Consider the following 18023-nt stretch of genomic DNA (forward strand, 5'->3'; position numbering starts at 1 on the left):
AGGCGGGCTATCTGCCTTGGATCAAAAGTCTACTTCAGGGGAATAGTGGACGTCGGAGTTCCGTTGGTTCCGTTGCCGTCAATGCTGTTATTACCGTAGGACAAGATGGATCCGCCGCTTACACCGGCAACGCCAGTTCCATTGCCAACGATGTTAGCCTGATTAAGGCGTACATTCACCCCAGTTCCGATTGCACGAACCCCAAATCCTGCGTTGCCCAGGAGCAGCGCATTGTCGTCGATTAGCAGCCCAATTGGAGCACCGCCAACCGCTACAATGCCGTCCTGTCTGTTGTATTGCATGGTGCCGCCGTGGATAACCGAATTAACACCGTTGGTGCTCCCCGTCGTATCCATCGCTAGTCCAAATGCGTTGTTATAAGCAGTAATTTCCCTCAAATTGACGTATGCGGCACCACCTGATTGCGGGTTGACTTGGACAGCCGCTCCCGTTGAGGCTGTCCCGTTGCCGCTAATATTTGCCCCAGAAACGAGCAATCTGCTGAAGGCTGACGGCGCAAACTTAACGCCGAATCCGTTGGGCGCCGCACCACCGAAACAGCAATAGGAACCGCCATAAACCTGTAGCAATGCCCCCGTGTTGAATAAAACGCCGTTGTCCGCAGTGCCCTGTCCCCTCAACTCCAAGTTGACGAGGGTCACAGTGGCATTAGCGGGCGCATTGACCGTGATTGCGCTGCCGGATGCGACAGAGATGGAGGCGCGGGTTGCCCCCGAATCTTGAGGCGAGAAGATGGCGATTCCCCGATTGATTACTAAGGCGCCATAATCCGCAGCATTATCCAGCGCATAGAGTTCCCCGCCAGTGTTCGTCTGATCGTGGCCGTGTTGGAATGTTCTGCAGGGCAAAGCGAATGTGCACGGATTAGAGTCGCTACCGGTAGAGGAGACGTAACTTTTCGCATTTTGAGCTGAAGCCGCTCCAGCGCCGATATAGGTTGATCCAATCAAAACTCCTAGAAAAAGGTATAACCCCTTGCGCATGTTCAACATCCTTTCCCAAGTAAATTTTGCAGCGCAATTGCGCCGTATTTAAAACAGACTTTAAACACATTGACGATAACGGCACTCGAACACCGGCGTCAAGGTAGCGAACGCGAAGGTTCTACTTTAACTACAAGCCAGGCACTCTTCCGGACGCGCTGGGTACTTGTCCGGATTCGAAAATCGGTGCCACTGAAATCGTTGGCGGCCGCGATGGGCTGCGCTCGCGGAATCGTAAATCTTCCAATCCGGGTAAAACTCCCGTGCCTCCATTTAAGATTGCAGGCTGCGCGGGCGCCTTGATCGACATCTCGCTAGGCAATGGAAGCCTGACGACAATCGTTTCGTGATTTTTCTCAAGCGTCGTTTCTCGCCCTCGCACCAAGCGCAAAATCCAGCCAAAATGGTCATCGCCGACTTTCAGGCGAAATGTCTTTCCACTGGATTGGTCCAAGAATATCGCGATTCCCTGCTGGCCGTGCGCCACCGAACCGACAAGCGTTAGCCGTGGAGTTTCTGGTGGCGGCGGTGGTGGCGCTCTGACAGGTTCAGGAGGCGGCGGGGTCGCGACAAGATGCGTTGGGGGGCGGCGTGATGCGGTGAAAATAGGACGCTCGCGCGTAACGGATAACGTCGAAAGAGGAATTGCCCAGAGGGGGTTGCCATGTGGCGCGGCGTCGTCTGGTCCTTTAGTGACCGTTCGTCGGGGCTGAGAATTGTCGAGATCTGACCTACGCGCGTCGATCGATTGAACCGAATCCCTGCTCCAGCTGACCGGCGGCAGCTCAAGATCCTGTTCGGGTAGGTCCCCGGTCGGACGTGCTTGTGCTTCGGCCATCCAAGCTGCCAAGACAATGTTCAGTATTGAAATGACGTGGCACGTACTAATATTGCAACGGCTCATCAAATGGCACCGTCATACGTGTATAGAATGGCCCGATCCTATACTAATTTTTCGTTGGGACCACCAATTTTGGGCTGGACCCGGACAAACCGTGGCTCCCTCCTGAGCGCTGCACGTGCGCGGACGCGCTTCTAGCCCTGAAGCAAATCTGATCTATTTTTACTAATCAGCACATCTAAATCGAGTGCTAGCGGCAGCCGTTACCAGCTGTACTTCGCGACGCCCTTGCCGGCGTAGCTCGTGACGTTGCTGGAGAACTCGCCTTCGAAGGTGGCGGCAAGCGAGAAGCCGCTCAGCCACTTCACCTCGGCGCCGGCGCTGACCAGCGCCGAGTCCGGCTTCGCAGCGGCGCCGTTGACCACGAAGCTCGCCCCCGGCAGCGACTGGAAGATCGCGCTCACCGAGCGGTCGTTGTTGTAGTCATGCGCCCAGGCGACGCGGCCGCGCAGGGTCAGCATCGCGTCCTGCAGCGCGTAGGACTTGTCGGTGCGCAGGCCGAGTTCGGTACGGCCCACCGTCGCGCTCTGGCTCGCATAGTTCAGCGCAAACAGCGGGCTGCCGATGATGGCGGTTTCGGCGTAGGAGGGGAGATTGAAGGTGACCACCTGGGCGGCAAGGTAAGGCGTGAGACCGACCCAGGGCGTCGCGTAGCGGTAGCCGCCCTCGAAGCGGGCCGAGAAGGATTCGGCCTGGAAACGGCCCTGCAGCTGGTCGAAGCCGGCCAGTGTCACGGTACGCGTGGTGGTGACATCGTGCCAGCCATAGGCCAGTGCTGCGGACAGATAGCCGGCGGCGCCGAAGTTATGGCGGCCGAACACACCGGCCTGGAACAGGTCGGCCGAGCCATTGCCGAGACTGTTCGCCAGCGAGTAATTGGTGCCGCCGCCACCGAGCGCGAAGCCGATCAGCGTGTTCGGCGAGACCTTGTAGTCGGCGCCCGCGGCGACGCCCCAGACCTGCGAGGTGGTGTCCTGCGAGCCGAGCGCCGGACTTCCGTCGGTCTTCGCCGAGCCGCCATAGCCTGCGGCCCAGACGCTCCAGCGGTTGACCGGCTGCGGGGTGAACATCGGAGCCTTGGTCGCCATGGCATAGGCGGCGCGCTCGCTGGCCGTTGCCGGGCGCATATCGCCGGCGTAGGCGGACGCGTTGGCGCCCTCGGCGGCATAGGGCGAGGCGCTGCCGGCCGGTGCAAAGCCCGCGCCGCGGCCGGCGATCGTGGGATCGAGCAGCAGGTTCAGGAACTGGCTGTCGGCATTGATCGAGGATTGGATCACGCCGGTGCCGAGCTGGCCCGAGGCGACCGTCAGCCCGGCTGCATTCAGCGAAGCGAACGCCGTCGGAACTGAACCGCCGGCGTTGAAGAAACTCGTGATCGCGTTGGCGACGTTCTGCTGGTTGACGTTCAGCCCGCCGGGCGGGTTGAACAGCAGCTTGATGTTGAGATAGGCGTTGTTGGTGTCGTAGCTCAGCGACGTCTGCAGGTTCGAATTGTTGGAGCCGACCGTTGGGTTGAAGGTCGTACCGCCGAGCCCGCCGGTGGCGTTGAGGATGGTGTACTGCTTGTTGACGTAGCTGCCGGGCAGGAACACCGCGCTCACCTTCGCGCCGCCAAGGTTGGCGGTGCCGGTGACGTTGGTGCGGCCGGCATTGGCCGGCGACACCTGGATCATGTAGGCCGAGGCTGCGGTAAAGGACAGATTACCCGCCACCGTGAGCGTGCCGAGCAGGCTGCTTCCGCCCGGCGCCAGCGTACCGCCGGCGATCGCCGTGGTGCCGACCGTGCCGGTGCCGGCGAGGGCGGCGCCGGCGTTGACGGTGGTCAGCGACGAGGTGGCGGTCGAGCCGTCGACCACCAGCGTGCCGCCATTGACCGTGGTGGTTCCGGTGTAGGTGTTCGTGCCGGACAGCACTTGCATGCCATTCGTCAGGACGAGACTGCCGCCGAGACCACCGTCCGCAATCACGCCGGCGTAGTTGCCATTCGCGTTGGTGATCGTGAGCGTGTCGGCGCCGAGATTGACTGAGCCGGTTGATGCACCCGAGAGCGACTTGATCGAGGTGCCGCTGGTAAGGCCCGAAACATCGAAGATGCCATTGCTGATGACGCCGCTCGACGTCGCAATGCTGCCATTGACGGTGCCGGAATTGATAAGGTCGAGCTCGCCGCCGGCGGCGATCGTCGTCGTGCCGGTGTAGGTGTTGATGCCGCCGAGTTGCTGCACTGCGCCGTTGGCGATGACGAGACTGCCGCCCGCGCCGCCGCCGATACCGCCGTCCTGAATGACGCCGTTGAAGAAGCTGCCGTTGGTGATTGTGAGCGTCTTCGAGCCCAATGCCACGACGCCGACACCGGCAATGTCGAACAGGCCGCCGGCCGACGTGCCCGTATTGGTCTGCGAGATGTCGAAGGTGCCGATCTGGCCGGGACCGCCGGGCGAGAAGCCGACATAGGCCGAACTCGCGATGGAGCCGTTGCCCTTCAGCGCCAGGGTCGCGGTTGGACCGATCATGGTAGCGTTGGTGTAGGTGTTGACACCGGACAATGTTTCCGTTCCGGCAGCAACTCCAAACCCGCCGGTGCCCTGGATCGAGCCTACGAACTCGGTCGAGGCGTTGGTGAGCAACAGGTTCTTGCTGCCCAGCTGCACCACGCCGCTCGAACTTCCCGCGAGCGTGGTCAGCGAGAGGAAGGGAATGGTCACGGCCGAGACATCGAGCGTCGCGTTCACCGTAACGACGCTGGAGCCGGAAATGTTGCCATTCCCCGACAAGGCCAGCGTGCCGCCATTGATCGTGGTGGCGCCGCCGTAGGACTCCGCGGCGGTCAGTGTCATCGTGCCGATGCCGACCTTGGTCAGGCCGCCGCCGGTACCCGAGATCACGCCGTCCACCTGCGTAGAGAGATTGTTGCTGCCGGTCGTCAGCGTGTTCGCGCCGAGCGCATAGTTGCCCGCGCCTTCGATCGAGCCGGAGGTCATGCCGCCGGATGTCAGGCCGGACATGTCGAAGGTGCCGCCCGCATTGGTGATGAATCGCGCGCTGCCGCCGGTGCTTGAACCGACAAATTTGGTCGTTGCGGCGTTGTTGGTCGTAATCGTCGCGCTTCCGGCGGTCGCCGAGTTGCTGAACGTCAACGTATTGTCGTTGGTGATGGAGGCGGTGCCGGCAGTGGAGGTTCCGCTAAAGGTCAGCGCTGCAAGCGCTGCATTGGTAATGGTTGCACTGCCGGCCGATGCCGAGTTGTTGAACTGCAGTATACCCTGGTTTGTGATGGTGGCCGAGCCCGCAGTGGATGAAACGTTGAAGCTCAGCGCGTCGGTGTTGGTGATGTTCGCGTTGAGTGCAGACGCGGAATCGTTGAAGTTCATCATCAGGTTATTGACGATGATCGCCGTACCGGCGATGCTATTGGCGTTGAACTCGACGTCCCCAAGCGTGTTGTTGATGGTTGCCGCGCCCGTGGTGCTGGTCCCGTTGAAGCTCACCGCACCGCCGCTACTGACATTGTACGTTACGGCTCCGGTGCCCGCGCTGGCGCTGCTTGCATTGGAAAAGACCATCGACGCGCCGACGTTGAAGGTCTGCGCATTAGCCGAATTGTTGGATATGCCGGCACCGCCTACTACGAAGATATCGTTGGTGTTGACGGTATAGGCCTGAGCATTGGGCGCGCCCGCGAACACCACGCTGCCGATATTGACCAGACCGCTGGTGTTGACGTTGACTGGACCAGTGTTGGTGAAAGTCGCAGTGCCGTCCGGCACGCTGGGGTTGGATGTCCAGTTGGTCGGGTCCGTCCATTCGCTGCTCGTGGCGCCGGTCCACGTACCGTCGGCGGCATGCGCGGAAACGACGCCGAGCGCGGTGCTGGCGAGGAGAACCGCAATGGAGTGGCGCATCGCGGGCCGCAATCCGTTCTTCGCGTCCCGTTCGTGCGATTTCAAATCGGCCATAGCGCTGTTTCAAAAATTCTTAGGGGCAATGCATCGAATAATCTGCAAATCGGCGACGCGAACTGCGCCGATTTTCGTCATTTTCTCACGGCGTTACGACCACAGGCAACGCGCGGGGGCGGCCAATGCCTGCGTTTCGGGCTCGCTAGCTCGCGTATTTTGGACGGCGTGACTGTTTGGCAACATTTACTACCTGGGGTAGCCGGTCTAGCTCCCGCCCGTGGGCAGGAGGTGCCTTTGGCACCCGGGCTGGGGTTGGCGACGAATCATCCTGCTTGGTTGATGGAATGGGCTCCGGCGAGTACACTCCATCAATTGGTTGCGGCGCAAACGCATTGCGCGCGGCGGGTTCAGAATGGTTAAGCGGTCCAAAATTTGGTTTGTCGCGCTGCTGTCGGGCGCGACCCTGTCGGTTTGCGTGTTCCCGCAGCCCAGGGCCGCGACCTCGTCGTCCCTTGATGTCCTTCCGGTCGACCGGATCGTGGACGGCTCCGACTCCGTCGATGTGGGCGGTCTGAAACCGCTCGCGCGGCCGAATCGCGAGCCGGCCAAAGCGATGCAGAGCGGCAATTCGCTGTGGTCGGTGCCGTTGTCGATGCTGACGGCAACCGTTGCCCGGCCGATCTTCTCGGCCTCGCGGCGGCCGCCGCAGCCTGCGGTCGTCGCGCCGCCGACGGAGTCTGCGATCAAGCCGCTGCCGGCCCCGGCCGTACCGGACCGTCCCGCACTGGCGCTGATCGGGGCGGTCGTCGGTGACGATGATGCCATTGCCGTTTTCCTTGACCAGACGACCCAAAAGATCGTTCGCCTGCGTCAGGGCGACACGCAAGCGGGCTGGCAGCTCAGCGCCGTGCAGGGCCGGGAAGTCACCTTCAAGAAGGCCGGCCGCAGCGAGGTTCTCACGTTGCAACGGCAGGATGGGACGGCTGCGGCGCCCGCGCGCAGCCCGACAATGCCGGCGCCGCAACCGGTCGCCGGCGCGCTCGACGGGTCCTACGCGCCGTTTACGCCACGGTCGACGCCGAAGAACGGCGAGCCGGACGGGCTTTGAAGCCTGTCCGGGGACGTCGGTCACGCCTCGAGGATGGTGCCGAGCAGGTCGCAAACGCGCTGCTGCTGGCCTTCGGTCAGCCCGACCCACATCGGCAGCCTGATCAGCCGTTCCGATAGGGAGGTCGTCAACGACAGATCGCCGTGGGCACGGCCGAACCGTTGCCCGGCCGGCGACGAATGCAGTGGCACATAGTGGAAAACGGAGCTGACGCCGTTGTCCTTGAGCTTCCGCAGAACCATCTGGCGGTCCACGCCATGCGCCAGAAGCACGTAGTACAGATGACCATTGTGCCGGCAGTCTGCCGGCACGATCGGCCGGCGGANNNCCCCCGCCGCTCCAGCTCTTCCAGCCCTGCATGATAGCGCTGCCACAGCGTGAGCCGCTCGCGTGTGATGCGTTCGACCTCTTCGAGTTGTGCCGACAGGAATGCGGCGTTGATTTCGCTCGGCAAGTAGGACGAGCCGACGTCCTGCCAAGTGTATTTGTCGATCTCGCCCCGGTAAAAGCGGGCGCGATCGGTGCCTTTCTCGCGCATGATCTCGGCGCGCTGCACCAGCGCTGGGTCGTTGACCAGCAGCGCTCCGCCTTCGCCGGAAATCACGTTCTTGGTCTCATGGAAGCTGAACGTGCCGAGATCGCCGATCGCTCCCAGCGCACGGCCCTTGTAGGAAGCCGCGAGACCTTGTGCCGCGTCCTCGACGACGGCGAGCCCGTGCCGTCTTGCGATCGTCATGATCGCGTCCATCTCGCAGCCGACCCCGGCATAGTGAACCGGCGCGATCACGCGGGTGCGCGGCGTGACCGCGGCCTCGATCAGGCGCTCATCGAGATTGAGCGTATCCTCGCGGATGTCGACGAAAACAGGCACGCCGCCGCGCAGCACGAACGCATTCGCGGTCGACACGAAGGTGAAGGACGGCATGATGATCTCATCGCCGTCGGCGATATCGAGCAGCAGCGCCGTCATGTCGAGCGCGGACGAACATGAATGGGTCAGGAGAGCCTTGGCGCAGCCGGTCTGCTGCTCGATCCAGTGGTGGCAACGCTTGGTGAAGCTGCCGTCGCCGGACAGGTGCCGGGCGCGCTGCACCTCGGCCATATTGTCGAGCTCCTTTCCGGTCATGTAGGGCCGGTTGAACGGAATGGGGTCAGTGGCCACGGTGCTGCTTTCAGCCTTGCGATGTCAGTCGAATTGCGTGCGGACGATGCCAGATAGGCGGTTTCGGCGCGCGGAATCAACGGCCAATTCGCGCCAGCGGCGGCCGGGCCGGGGCGCCGTCCACCCGCCCTCGACAATCACGGCGCCGGCTGCTAGCCCGGTCCCGATGCTGAAGGGGTTTTGCCTTGATGGACGAGGCACTTGAGGCGCATCGAAGCGATGGCCCGAAAGCTGGCATGGCGTTGAAAAAAGGTCCGTCGGATCTGCTCGGAAACTCGGCATGGAATGCGATCGCCTTCGCGGTCGCGGTGCTGCTCAACCTCGCCATCCTGCCCTTCGTGATCTACCGTCTCGGCCTCGTTGCGTTCGGCGTTGCGGGTCTGGTCACGGCCTGCGTTGCGCCGGCATTGATGTTCAGCAATGCGCTCGGCCTGTCGACGGCGCGCGAACTTGCGCAAAGATTGGCGCCGTCGGATCGCGACGAAGCGCGGCGTTACTTTGCGACCGCGCTGGCGCTTGCCCTCGTCGCGGGCTGCCTGATCGCGGCACTGCTTGCTCTTGCCGGAGCGCCGCTTGCGCGACTGGGATTTCATCTGGACGGACCGGCCGCCGCCGACCTTGGGCTTGCTTTCGCGCTGGCCGGCGCCGGCTGGCTATTCCAATGCCTGTTCGCGGTTTTCCTCTCCCTGTTCACGGCGCGGCAGGATTATCGGCGGATCGCGTCGATCAGCATCACGGGCACCTTCGTGACGACGATGTCGATGCTGCTGCTGATCCCGCTGGCGCCGCGCGCCTCGACCTTCCTCGGTTGCCAGGCGTTGGGCTTTGCGACGAATTTTCTGATGGCGGCCGGATGGTCGCGGCGCGCGATCGGCGGCTGGTTGGCGCGGCCTGCGCTCGATCGTAATGCGCTCCACGCGCTGGTGAGGCTCGGAGGCTGGCAACTGGCGGCGCAAAGCGGCGCGCTGTTTGCAGGCCAGGCGGATCGCTACCTGCTCGGCGCGCTGCTGCAGCCGCAATTCGTCGGATTCTACAGTGTCGCGCAGCGGCTGGAGGAGGCGGTCTATATCGGCGTGCTGAAGATTGGCGAGATCCTGTTCCCGTTCTTCAGCACGCTGCAGAAGGAGGCGGAGGATCGCAAGGTCGACCTGCTGTTGCGGTCGTCCTGGATTCTCAACGTGCTCGCCGCAAGCGCGCTCGGCGGCCTCATCCCCGTCGCCGGAGCGCTGCTCTATCGCTGGACCGGATCCGAGGTGGCCGCTGAAGCCCAACTGGTGCTGGTGGTGCTCTCGATCAGCGGAATACTGGGATCGAGCGCCAATGTGTTTGCCTTCTACCTGCTGTCGCAGGGGCGGTCCGGTTCCAACGCGTTGATCTCGTTGCTGACGGGCATCTTTACGCTGGCGACCAGTGCAATCGCGTTGCCGTATTTCGGCTGGCAGGCCGCCGGTTGGAGCACCTGTGTCGGCATGATCGCGCAGATGGCGACCACGGTCTTCCTGTTGCGCAGGACTTTCAGGCTTGCCGATATCTGGTCGCGCGTCGTCCATTTCGTCCTGATACCGCTCGGCTGCGGGATTGTGACCTCACTGGTCCTGCGTGCCCAGTTCGGACACGCATCATTCGACCGCGCGCCGTCATGGTGGTATGTGGTGTCGCTCTACGCGGTGTCGGCGGCGGCCATCTTTGTTGTCGCGGTCGCCGTATCGCAACTTGGCCCCTATCGTGCCGTCTGCTGGCGGGATCTCCGTGCCATCGTGACTCGCTTCCTGCCCTTCAAGGCCATCTAGACATGTGCGGTATCGCAGGCATCGTAAATCTGCACGGCGCCCCTGTGGAGCTGGACGAGATTTCGCGGCTCACCAATCTGATCGCGCATCGCGGTCCGTTGGGCCACGGTGCCTGGTTCAATGCGAAGCGCAACCTGGCTTTCGGCCACCGTCGGCTCGCGATCATCGATCCGGGTGAGGGCGGTTATCAGCCGATGGTGTCGGGCGATGGTCGCCATGTGATCGTCTACAACGGCGAGATCTACAACTTCCTCGAGTTGCGGCGCGAGCTCGAGGCGAAAGGCGCGGTGTTCCGCAGCCAGTCCGACACCGAAGTGATTCTTGCCGCCTGGCAGGCATGGGGCGAGGACATGCTGCCGCACTTCAACGGCGAGTGGGCGCTCGCGATCTACGATACGACCACGGACGAATTGTTCCTTGCGCGCGACCGCTTCGGTATCAAGCCGCTGCTCTATGCGCTGTCGTCCGAGCGCTTCGTGTTCGCCTCGGAACAGCGGGCTCTGGCGCGGAGCGGGCTCGTTGACGCGTCGATCGATACCGATGTGGCGCGGCGTCTGCTGCTCGATCCGTTCGGGATCGAAGGCAGCGAGCGGACCTTGTTCCGCGAGTTGCGCCGCCTGCAGGGCGGCCACTGCATGTGGTTGCGGCAGGGGCGCATCGAGGTGCGCCGCTGGTGGCGAACCGTGGATCATCTGCCTGATGTCCCGAGCACGGAAGCCGAACGTGTGGCGCGCTTTCGCGAGTTGTTTCAGGATTCCGTGGCCTTGCGCATGCGCAGCGACGTTCCGATCGGCACATGCCTGTCCGGCGGTTTCGATTCGTCCGCGGTGATCTGCGCGATGGCGGAACACGAGAAGGCCGGGATGGGGCCGCGTGACAGCACCGCGTGGCGCCACGCTTTCGTTGCGACATTTCCGGGCGCGATCAACGACGAGCGGCCGATGGCCGAGGAGGCGGCCACCTGGGCCGAGGTTCAGCCGACCTTCCTTGAGATCGGGCGATGCGATGCTCTCACCGACATCGACCGGATCCTCGACGACAATGACGACGTCTATATCAGCCTGCCGAGCGCGGCGTGGCTGATCTATCGCGAAGTGCGGCGCCAGAACGTCACGGTCTCGCTCGACGGCCACGGGGCGGATGAATTGATGGGCGCCTATCTGCAGGAAGGGCAATCAGCGGCGTTCCGGATCAGGAACGCAGCGGCCTCGCTCACTTCGCGATTGCCGATGGCGCAACGCGGGGTCGATCTCCTGCGGGCGCAGATGATCAGGCGCAAGGGGCACTATTTCCTGCGCGGCGGTCTGTCGAACATTCCCGCACCACTTCGGCTGGTGGCTGAAGATGATGAGTTGCCGCGCGAGTGGGGTGCGTTGAACCGGCGGCTCTATCGCATGTTCCATTCGACCACGCTGCCCACCATCCTGCGCAATTTCGACCGGCTCTCGATGGCGCACGGGATCGAGGTCCGGATGCCGTTCACAGACTGGCGGCTGGTGACCTACACGATGGCGCTGCCGGAAACGAGCAAATCGGCGGATGGCTCCACCAAAATGGTGGCGCGCCGGGCGATGGCGGGCCTGATGCCCGAAAGCATCCGCACCGGGCGCCGCAAGGTCGGATTCAACTCGCCGATGCCGGAATGGCTCAACGGACCATTGTCCGATTGGACTGCGGATCTGCTCGATCGGAAAGTTCCGGTCTTTGCCGCAATCGTCGACGAGGCGCCGCTTCGCCAGATAGTCGGTCGCTTGACCGCGTCGCAGAGTTGGGATTGGGAGACGGTCGGCCGGGTCTGGCCGTATCTGAACATGAAATGGATGTTGGCTAGGTACGCATAAGCGATGCGCCTGTTTCAAAATAGCGGCCTCTATCCATCCTATCTGCCGCGTCTCAACGAGCTCGCGCAGAACGCGTCTCGCTTCGAAGCGCGGCGCGACGTATTCCTGCAGGATCGCTTCGGCGCCCCGCACATCCTGAAGCCGGTGCTGGATGGCTCGCTTGACGCCTTCTTCACCAATGGCGACGACGAGGTGCTGCAGCGCCAGTGGGCGCGTGCGCAGGGCATGCCGGGGACACCGACGCTGGAGGCCATCCTGCTCGCGCAGATCGAGCACCACGGGACCGAGGTGTTTTATAACCTCGATCCGGTGCGCTACCCAAGCGCGTTCGTGGCCAAGCTTCCCGGCTGCGTGAAGACCACGCTCTGTTGGCGCGCGGCGCCGTCGGGTAACGCCGATCTGACGGCCTATGGCGCGGTGCTTGGGAACTTCCCCTCGATCCTCGAGTCCTGGCGCAGCAAGGGATGCCGGGCGGAACTGTTCTTCCCGGCGATCGATCCTGTGATGGAGGAATACGACCATGGCGAGCGGCCGATCGACGTGGCGTTCGTAGGCGGCTATTCGCGGCACCACAGCGCGCGAGGGCGGACCCTCGAACAGGTGGCGGGCCTTGCTTCCGGTCATGAGATCGTGTTCTGCCTCGACGCCTCACGGCTGACACGGCTTGCCGAAAGCGCGATCGGCCGATTGTTGCCGTTGGGCAAGCACAGGCGCCCCGACGCCATCGCCCACATCGCGCGGCCGCCGGTGTTCGGCCGGGATTTGTATGCGCTGTTCGGATCGGCGAAAATCGTGCTCAACGGCGCGATCGACATGGCCGGCAGCGATCGCGGCAACATGCGCTGCTTCGAGGCGATGGGGTGCGGGGCGCTGCTCCTGTCGGACGCCGGCCGATACCCTGAGGGGATGGACCCCGAACGGACGATCGCGATCTACGAGACCGGCAACGACTGCCTCGTCCAGGTCGAAAAGTGCTTGCGCGACTGGGACGAAATGAAGGCGAGAGCCGAGAGAGGACGGCAAGCGGTGAGAGATTTGTATGGCAAAGAGCGCCAGTGGGCCCTATTTGAACGGCTTTTGGAGCGCCTCTAGGAGCAGGCATGCACGTTGACGGTCTGGTTTTCAGAATCAAGGAGATCGCTGACGCGGTTGCGCTGCCTGTCTACGTCCTGAGAGGGCGTCAGCCCTGGTCGTTCGGCTACTACACGCGCAAGAAGTCGAGCATTCAGACTGCGATCGATACCGCCGCCGTCCAACCGGGGCGCCCGTTGCCTGACGCGTTCGGCATCGGAGTCGATGAGCGGGTCGTCGAATATCCGTGGTTGTTCGACCGGTTGCGGCGCGACGGCGTGCAGCTCGGTCGAATGCTCGATGCCGGCTCGACGCTCAATCACGAATACATTCTTGGCCGTCATCCTCTCAGCAAGGCGGATTTGACGATTATGACGTTGGCGCCGGAAAAGCGGTGCTATTGGTATCAAGGCTACTCCTATGTCTTCGGAGATTTTCGCAAGACGAAGTTCGAAGACGGTGCGTTCGATACCATCATCAGCATATCGACCCTGGAGCATGTCGGGCTGGACAATACGATGCTCTACACCAACGATCCGGCGAAATCGGAAACCAACAAGCATGGCTTCGTCGATGCGATGCGCGAGTTTCGACGGATCATCGCTCCCGGCGGACGTTGCCTGATCACCGTACCATATGGGCGCTACGACAATTTCAACTGGTTTCAGCTCTTTGACCGCAAGATGATCCAGACCTTGATCGATGCGTTTGCGCCGTCATCCTTCGAACTGGAGTTCTTTGCCTACGACAAGAACGGCTGGCGTCGGGCATCGCAAGCCGACGTCGCCGATGCGACTGCGTTTGACCCGCATAGCGGACGCGGACGGCTTGACGACAGGGCCGGCTGCGCGCGCGCCATTGCCTGCATCGAGTTGATCAGATGAACCTCGACTACTGGCTGCAGCGGATGCTGGGGCGTGCGACCTGCCGTCTGGGGGAGCGCGCAAGGTTGATGCCGACGGCACGCATCCGCAACATTCGCGGCGACAGCGACTGCATCGTCATCGGCGCGAACAGCATTGTCCGGGGCGAGCTTTTGACGTTCGCCCATGGCGGACGGATCGAGATCGGATCGTGGTGTTATGTCGGGGAGAATTCGCGGATCTGGTCCGCTGGATCGATCCACATCGGAGACAGGGTTCTGATCGCCCACGATGTCAACGTCTTCGACAATCTGACCCATCCCGTGGACCATGTGGTGCGCCACAAGCAAATTCAGGAGATGTTTACCAAGGGCCATCCGCGCCAATTGGACCTTGATGAGCGTCCTGTCATGATCAACGACGATGCCTGGATCGGCGCCGGCGCTTTCCTGATGCGCGGCGTTCAGATCGGAGCTCGCGCGATCGTGGCTGCCGGCTCGGTCGTCATCAGGGATGTCGCTGACGACACGGTGGTCGCCGGGAACCCCGCGCGGCTGGTAAGGTCGATCCTTGATGCATAGTCTGGCTGGACCAACCGCATGATCATCTGGGTCACTGGTGCAAACGGGTTCATCGGCCGCCATCTCGTCCGCGAGCTGGCGGGGGCGGGCCATGCGGTCCATGGCGTCGGCCATGGGGCGCTCGACGCAGCCGAAGCCGGCCGCCTCGGCCTGCTGACCTGGATCAACGGCGAGATCGATGCCGCCAATCTGAACGCGCTTGCCGCGCACGGGCGGCCGACGCAGATCTTTCATCTAGCCGGCGGATCATCGGTTGGCGTGTCGATCGAACACCCCTTCGAGGATTTCTCCCGAACCGTTACCAGCACGGCGCGATTGCTCGAATGGCTGCGCGGGTCCGCGCCGGACTGCGCGCTGATCGCGGCGTCGAGCGCGGCTGTCTATGGGGCCGACCATGTCGGTCCGATCCCCGAAATCGCCGTCCCGACTCCGATGTCGCCCTATGGCCAGCACAAGCTGATGATGGAGCAATTGTGCCAGAGCTACGCACGGACGTTCGGTCTTTCCTGCACCATCGTGCGGCTGTTCTCGGTCTATGGGCCCAATCTGCGCAAGCAACTGTTGTGGGACATCTGCTCGCGGCTGAAGGCGCAGTCGGAGGCGTTGCATCTTGGCGGAACGGGCGGCGAAATCCGTGACTGGACGGACGTTCGTGATGTCGCTAGGCTGATGACCGGCTTCACAGCGACCTCGCCAGAGCATGCGTTCCGCATCGTGAACGGTGGCTCCGGTCGCGGGACGAGCGTCGCCGATATCGCAGACGGTCTCGTCCGGCACTGGGGCAGTAACACGGTCGTGCACTACTCCGGGGTTGGTCGGCCTGGCGATCCCGCGAGCCTGTTGGCGGACGACAACCGGCTGCGCCATTCTGGTTTCGATTGGCGAATTCCGCTCGATCGCGGCCTTGCCGATTATGTGGCATGGTTCAAGGGGCAGGCGCGTGGCTAAGCGAGAGCCACTGCGGGTCGCATTCACTCATATTCCCCGACGCGCGTGGGCGGGAGGATACAACTATCAACGTAATCTTTTCGAGGCGTTGCACCGGTACCGCCCCGGCGAGGTCCGGCCCGTGCTTTTTGCCGGGAAGAACGATGACGCCGCTGAAATAGCGGCACTCGGCCAAATTCCAGGCGTTGAGATCTTTCAGTCGCGAGCGTTTGATCGCGCTGGTCATGGCCTCGTTAGTGCACTCGCGTTCGGAATAGATCGTCCTGCCGTCGCGGAGTTCCGTGCCCACCAGATCGACATCGTGTTTGAATCGGCCCGCTTCTTTGGGTGGCGTCTGCCATTTCCAGCGATTGCGTGGTTTCCCGATTTCCAGCATCGCCTGCTACCGAATCTTTTTTCCAGGCAGGCCTATTGGCGACGCGATCTCGGATTCCGGGCCCAGATTGCCTCGGGGCGCCACATCATGCTGAGCAGTGTAAGCGCGCTCGGCGACCTCACACGGTTCTATCCCGGCGTAACGAACGGTGTTTCCGTCGTGCGCTTCGCGACCGAACCTCCATCGGACAGCCTTACAACAGATGCGTTTGACATCGTCGCGCGATATGGCCTGCCGCAACGCTTTCTTTACCTGCCAAACCAGTTCTGGCGGCACAAGAACCATCAGTTGGTCATCGATGCGCTTGGTCTACTCAAGCAGCGTGGAGTCGATGCCGTCGTTGCCGCCTCGGGCAGCACTCATGATCCGCGCGAGCCTGAATATTTCCACAACGCGATGAGAGACGTCGCTGCGCGCGGGCTTGGTACGAACTTTCGTCATCTCGGAATGATCCCGCTGGATCATGTCTATGCCTTGCTTCGAACGTCGGTGGCACTCATCAATCCGTCTCAATGCGAAGGGTGGAGTACGACTGTGGAGGAGGCTAAGTCATTCGGCTCGCCTATGATCCTGTCCAACATCCCCGTCCATCGCGAGCAGACTGAGGAAGCTGCGAGATATTTTGCGGCGAACGATGCCGAAGCTTTGGCCAATCATATGTCCGAGGTATTGGAGCAGGCGGGACCCGTGGTCGTCCGTGATCTTCAGGCGCGTGTCGGGGAGCGCGTAAGAGCTTTTGCGATCCATTTCATAGACACAATTCAGCTGGCGATTCTGTCGCAAGCAGCAGCCGTTTCTACTGGGCGATGAGCGTTTTTTTGCCTGGTCGGACTTATCGATCATGCTGGAGGGCGACGATCGTAGGCATACGTTGCCTGCTGTCGTTGCAAATTGGCTAACGGAGGACATATTGAACGGAGGTGGGCTTGTGAGCGCGTCGATGAAGTAATCTATCTTCAATCAGAGTTGTACGATTCATGATGGGTGCGAGTCCGCACGACAGTATCTGAAAACAAGAAGTCCTCGCGCCAGCGATGCTGTACCCGAACGACATAGCTCAAAGATCAATCAACGAGCTACCGCAACGCATATTAGTACGGATGAGGCTGTTCCCTTATACGTAAAACCATACTAGAAGACGGATGCTTAGATGGGAGACTGTTGCTCATGCGCATCGCCATGATTGGCACGGGTTATGTGGGGCTGGTATCGGGCGCCTGTTTTGCGGATTTCGGTCACCATGTGACCTGCGTGGACAAGGATGCGAGCAAGATCGCAGCGCTCCATCGGGGCGAGATCCCGATCTTCGAGCCCGGTCTCGACGCGCTGGTCGCAGCCAATGTGAAGGCCAAGCGGCTCGAGTTCACCACCGATCTGGCGGCACCCGTCGCTGAGGCCGACGCGGTGTTCATCGCGGTCGGCACGCCGTCGCGGCGCGGCGACGGCCACGCCGACCTCACTTATGTCTACGGCGCCGCGCGCGAGATCGCTGCGGCCATCAAGGGCTTTACCGTCGTCGTCACCAAGTCGACCGTGCCGGTCGGCACCGGAGATGAGGTCGAGCGGTTGATCCGCGAGACCAATCCCGCGGTCGACGTCGTGGTCGCCTCCAATCCGGAATTCCTGCGCGAGGGCGCCGCGATCCGCGACTTCAAATTCCCCGATCGCATCGTGGTCGGCACGTCGGACGAGCGCGGACGCAAAGTGCTCGGCGATGTCTATCGGCCGTTGTCGCTGAACCAGGCGCCGGTGATGTACACGGCGCGGCGCACCGCGGAGCTGATCAAATACGCCGCCAACGCATTCCTCGCGACCAAGATCACCTTCATCAACGAGATCGCCGATCTCTCCGAGAAAGTCGGTGCCGATGTGCAGGAAGTCGCGCGCGGCATCGGGCTCGACAACCGCATCGGCTCCAAGTTCCTGCATGCGGGCCCCGGCTTCGGCGGCTCCTGCTTCCCGAAGGACACCCGCGCGCTGATCAAGATCGCGCAGGACCACGATGTGCAGCTGCGCATCGTCGAGGCGGTGCTCGGCGTCAATGACATCCGCAAGCGCGCGATGGCGCGCAAGGTCGCAAACCTCTCCGGCGGCAGCCTGCGCGGCAAGACCGTCGCGGTGCTCGGCCTCACCTTCAAGCCCGACACCGACGACATGCGCGAGGCGCCGTCGATCCCGCTCGTCACCGGCCTGCTCGACATGGGCGCCAGGGTGCGTGCGCATGACCCGGTCGGCATGGAGCAGGCCCGCAAGGAGCTGCCCGACATCGAGTATTGCGACGATGCCTATGAGTGCGCCAAGGGTGCCGACGCCATGGTCGTGGTCACCGAATGGGTGCAGTACCGCACGCTCGATCTCGAGCGCTTGAAGGCGGACATGAAGCAGCCGGTCGTGATCGACCTGCGCAACATCTATCGCCCCGAGGACATGGCCGCGCACGGCTTTGCCTATGACAGCGTCGGCCGCGCGCCGCTGCCGC

At 62.5% G+C, this 18023-nt stretch carries 13 protein-coding genes and 1 pseudogene; 10 read left to right on the forward strand and 4 right to left on the reverse strand.

The genetic code is table 11. The features are described from left to right. Positions 1-29 precede the first annotated feature (29 nt). Positions 30-1010, reverse strand: coding sequence for a hypothetical protein (locus AS156_RS39620; protein WP_136626653.1), 981 nt, complete (start codon positions 1008-1010; stop codon positions 30-32). A 340-nt stretch (positions 1011-1350) separates the two neighbouring features. Here AS156_RS39620 and AS156_RS43210 point away from each other — a divergent pair, with 340 nt between their 5' ends. Then, positions 1351-1509 carry a hypothetical protein gene (locus AS156_RS43210; RefSeq protein WP_160331206.1) on the forward strand — a complete coding sequence of 53 codons (159 nt, stop codon included), beginning with the start codon at positions 1351-1353 and terminating at the stop codon, positions 1507-1509. A 599-nt stretch (positions 1510-2108) separates the two neighbouring features. On the opposite strand, the gene AS156_RS39625 is transcribed toward AS156_RS43210, so the two are convergent. Then, positions 2109-5861 carry an autotransporter outer membrane beta-barrel domain-containing protein gene (locus AS156_RS39625; RefSeq protein ID WP_066516073.1) on the reverse strand — a complete coding sequence of 1251 codons (3753 nt, stop codon included), beginning with the start codon at positions 5859-5861 and terminating at the stop codon, positions 2109-2111. A gap of 319 nt (positions 5862-6180) precedes the next feature. On the opposite strand from AS156_RS39625, the gene AS156_RS39630 reads away from it, so the two are divergent. Then, entirely contained in the window at positions 6181-6912 is a 732-nt protein-coding gene (locus AS156_RS39630) for a hypothetical protein (RefSeq protein ID WP_245313266.1), read from the forward strand. Positions 6913-6932: 20 nt separating this feature from the next. On the opposite strand, the gene AS156_RS45515 is transcribed toward AS156_RS39630, so the two are convergent. Continuing rightward, on the reverse strand, positions 6933-7237 hold a 305-nt coding region (locus AS156_RS45515), incomplete at its 5' end, for a DegT/DnrJ/EryC1/StrS family aminotransferase (protein WP_283807969.1). Between the two features lie 3 nt (positions 7238-7240). Continuing rightward, positions 7241-8038 (reverse strand): annotated as a pseudogene (gene rffA / locus AS156_RS39635) (dTDP-4-amino-4,6-dideoxygalactose transaminase); the annotation flags it as partial. Between the two features lie 272 nt (positions 8039-8310). Here rffA and AS156_RS39640 point away from each other — a divergent pair. The 8 genes from AS156_RS39640 to AS156_RS39675 all read left to right on the forward strand — a co-directional run. After that, positions 8311-9864: a lipopolysaccharide biosynthesis protein gene (locus tag AS156_RS39640; protein WP_066516076.1), complete on the forward strand. Its 1554-nt coding sequence runs from the start codon at positions 8311-8313 to the stop codon at positions 9862-9864. 2 nt (positions 9865-9866) lie between these two features. Continuing rightward, positions 9867-11705, forward strand: coding sequence for an asparagine synthase (glutamine-hydrolyzing) (gene asnB, locus AS156_RS39645; RefSeq protein ID WP_066516079.1), 1839 nt, complete (start codon positions 9867-9869; stop codon positions 11703-11705). Between the two features lie 3 nt (positions 11706-11708). Beyond that, entirely contained in the window at positions 11709-12797 is a 1089-nt protein-coding gene (locus tag AS156_RS39650) for a glycosyltransferase family protein (RefSeq protein WP_066516081.1), read from the forward strand. Positions 12798-12805: 8 nt separating this feature from the next. Further along, positions 12806-13660 carry a methyltransferase domain-containing protein gene (locus AS156_RS39655; protein WP_066516082.1) on the forward strand — a complete coding sequence of 285 codons (855 nt, stop codon included), beginning with the start codon at positions 12806-12808 and terminating at the stop codon, positions 13658-13660. After that, the gene (locus tag AS156_RS39660; RefSeq protein ID WP_066516084.1) at positions 13657-14220 is read left to right on the forward strand and encodes an acyltransferase; all 564 of its coding nucleotides are present in this window, start codon (positions 13657-13659) and stop codon (positions 14218-14220) included. Before AS156_RS39655 ends, AS156_RS39660 begins: the two co-directional genes overlap by 4 nt. A gap of 18 nt (positions 14221-14238) precedes the next feature. Then, positions 14239-15168, forward strand: a complete 930-nt coding sequence (locus AS156_RS39665) for an NAD-dependent epimerase/dehydratase family protein (RefSeq protein ID WP_066516086.1) — start codon at positions 14239-14241, stop codon at positions 15166-15168. 121 nt (positions 15169-15289) lie between these two features. Next, positions 15290-16354, forward strand: a complete 1065-nt coding sequence (locus AS156_RS39670) for a glycosyltransferase family 4 protein (RefSeq protein ID WP_245313267.1) — start codon at positions 15290-15292, stop codon at positions 16352-16354. 357 nt (positions 16355-16711) lie between these two features. After that, the coding region (locus AS156_RS39675) for a UDP-glucose dehydrogenase family protein (protein ID WP_066515858.1) at positions 16712-18023 on the forward strand (1312 nt) is incomplete at its 3' end.

This window comes from Bradyrhizobium macuxiense, from assembly GCF_001542415.1.
In the GTDB taxonomy this organism is placed as follows: Bacteria; Pseudomonadota; Alphaproteobacteria; order Rhizobiales; family Xanthobacteraceae; genus Bradyrhizobium; species Bradyrhizobium macuxiense.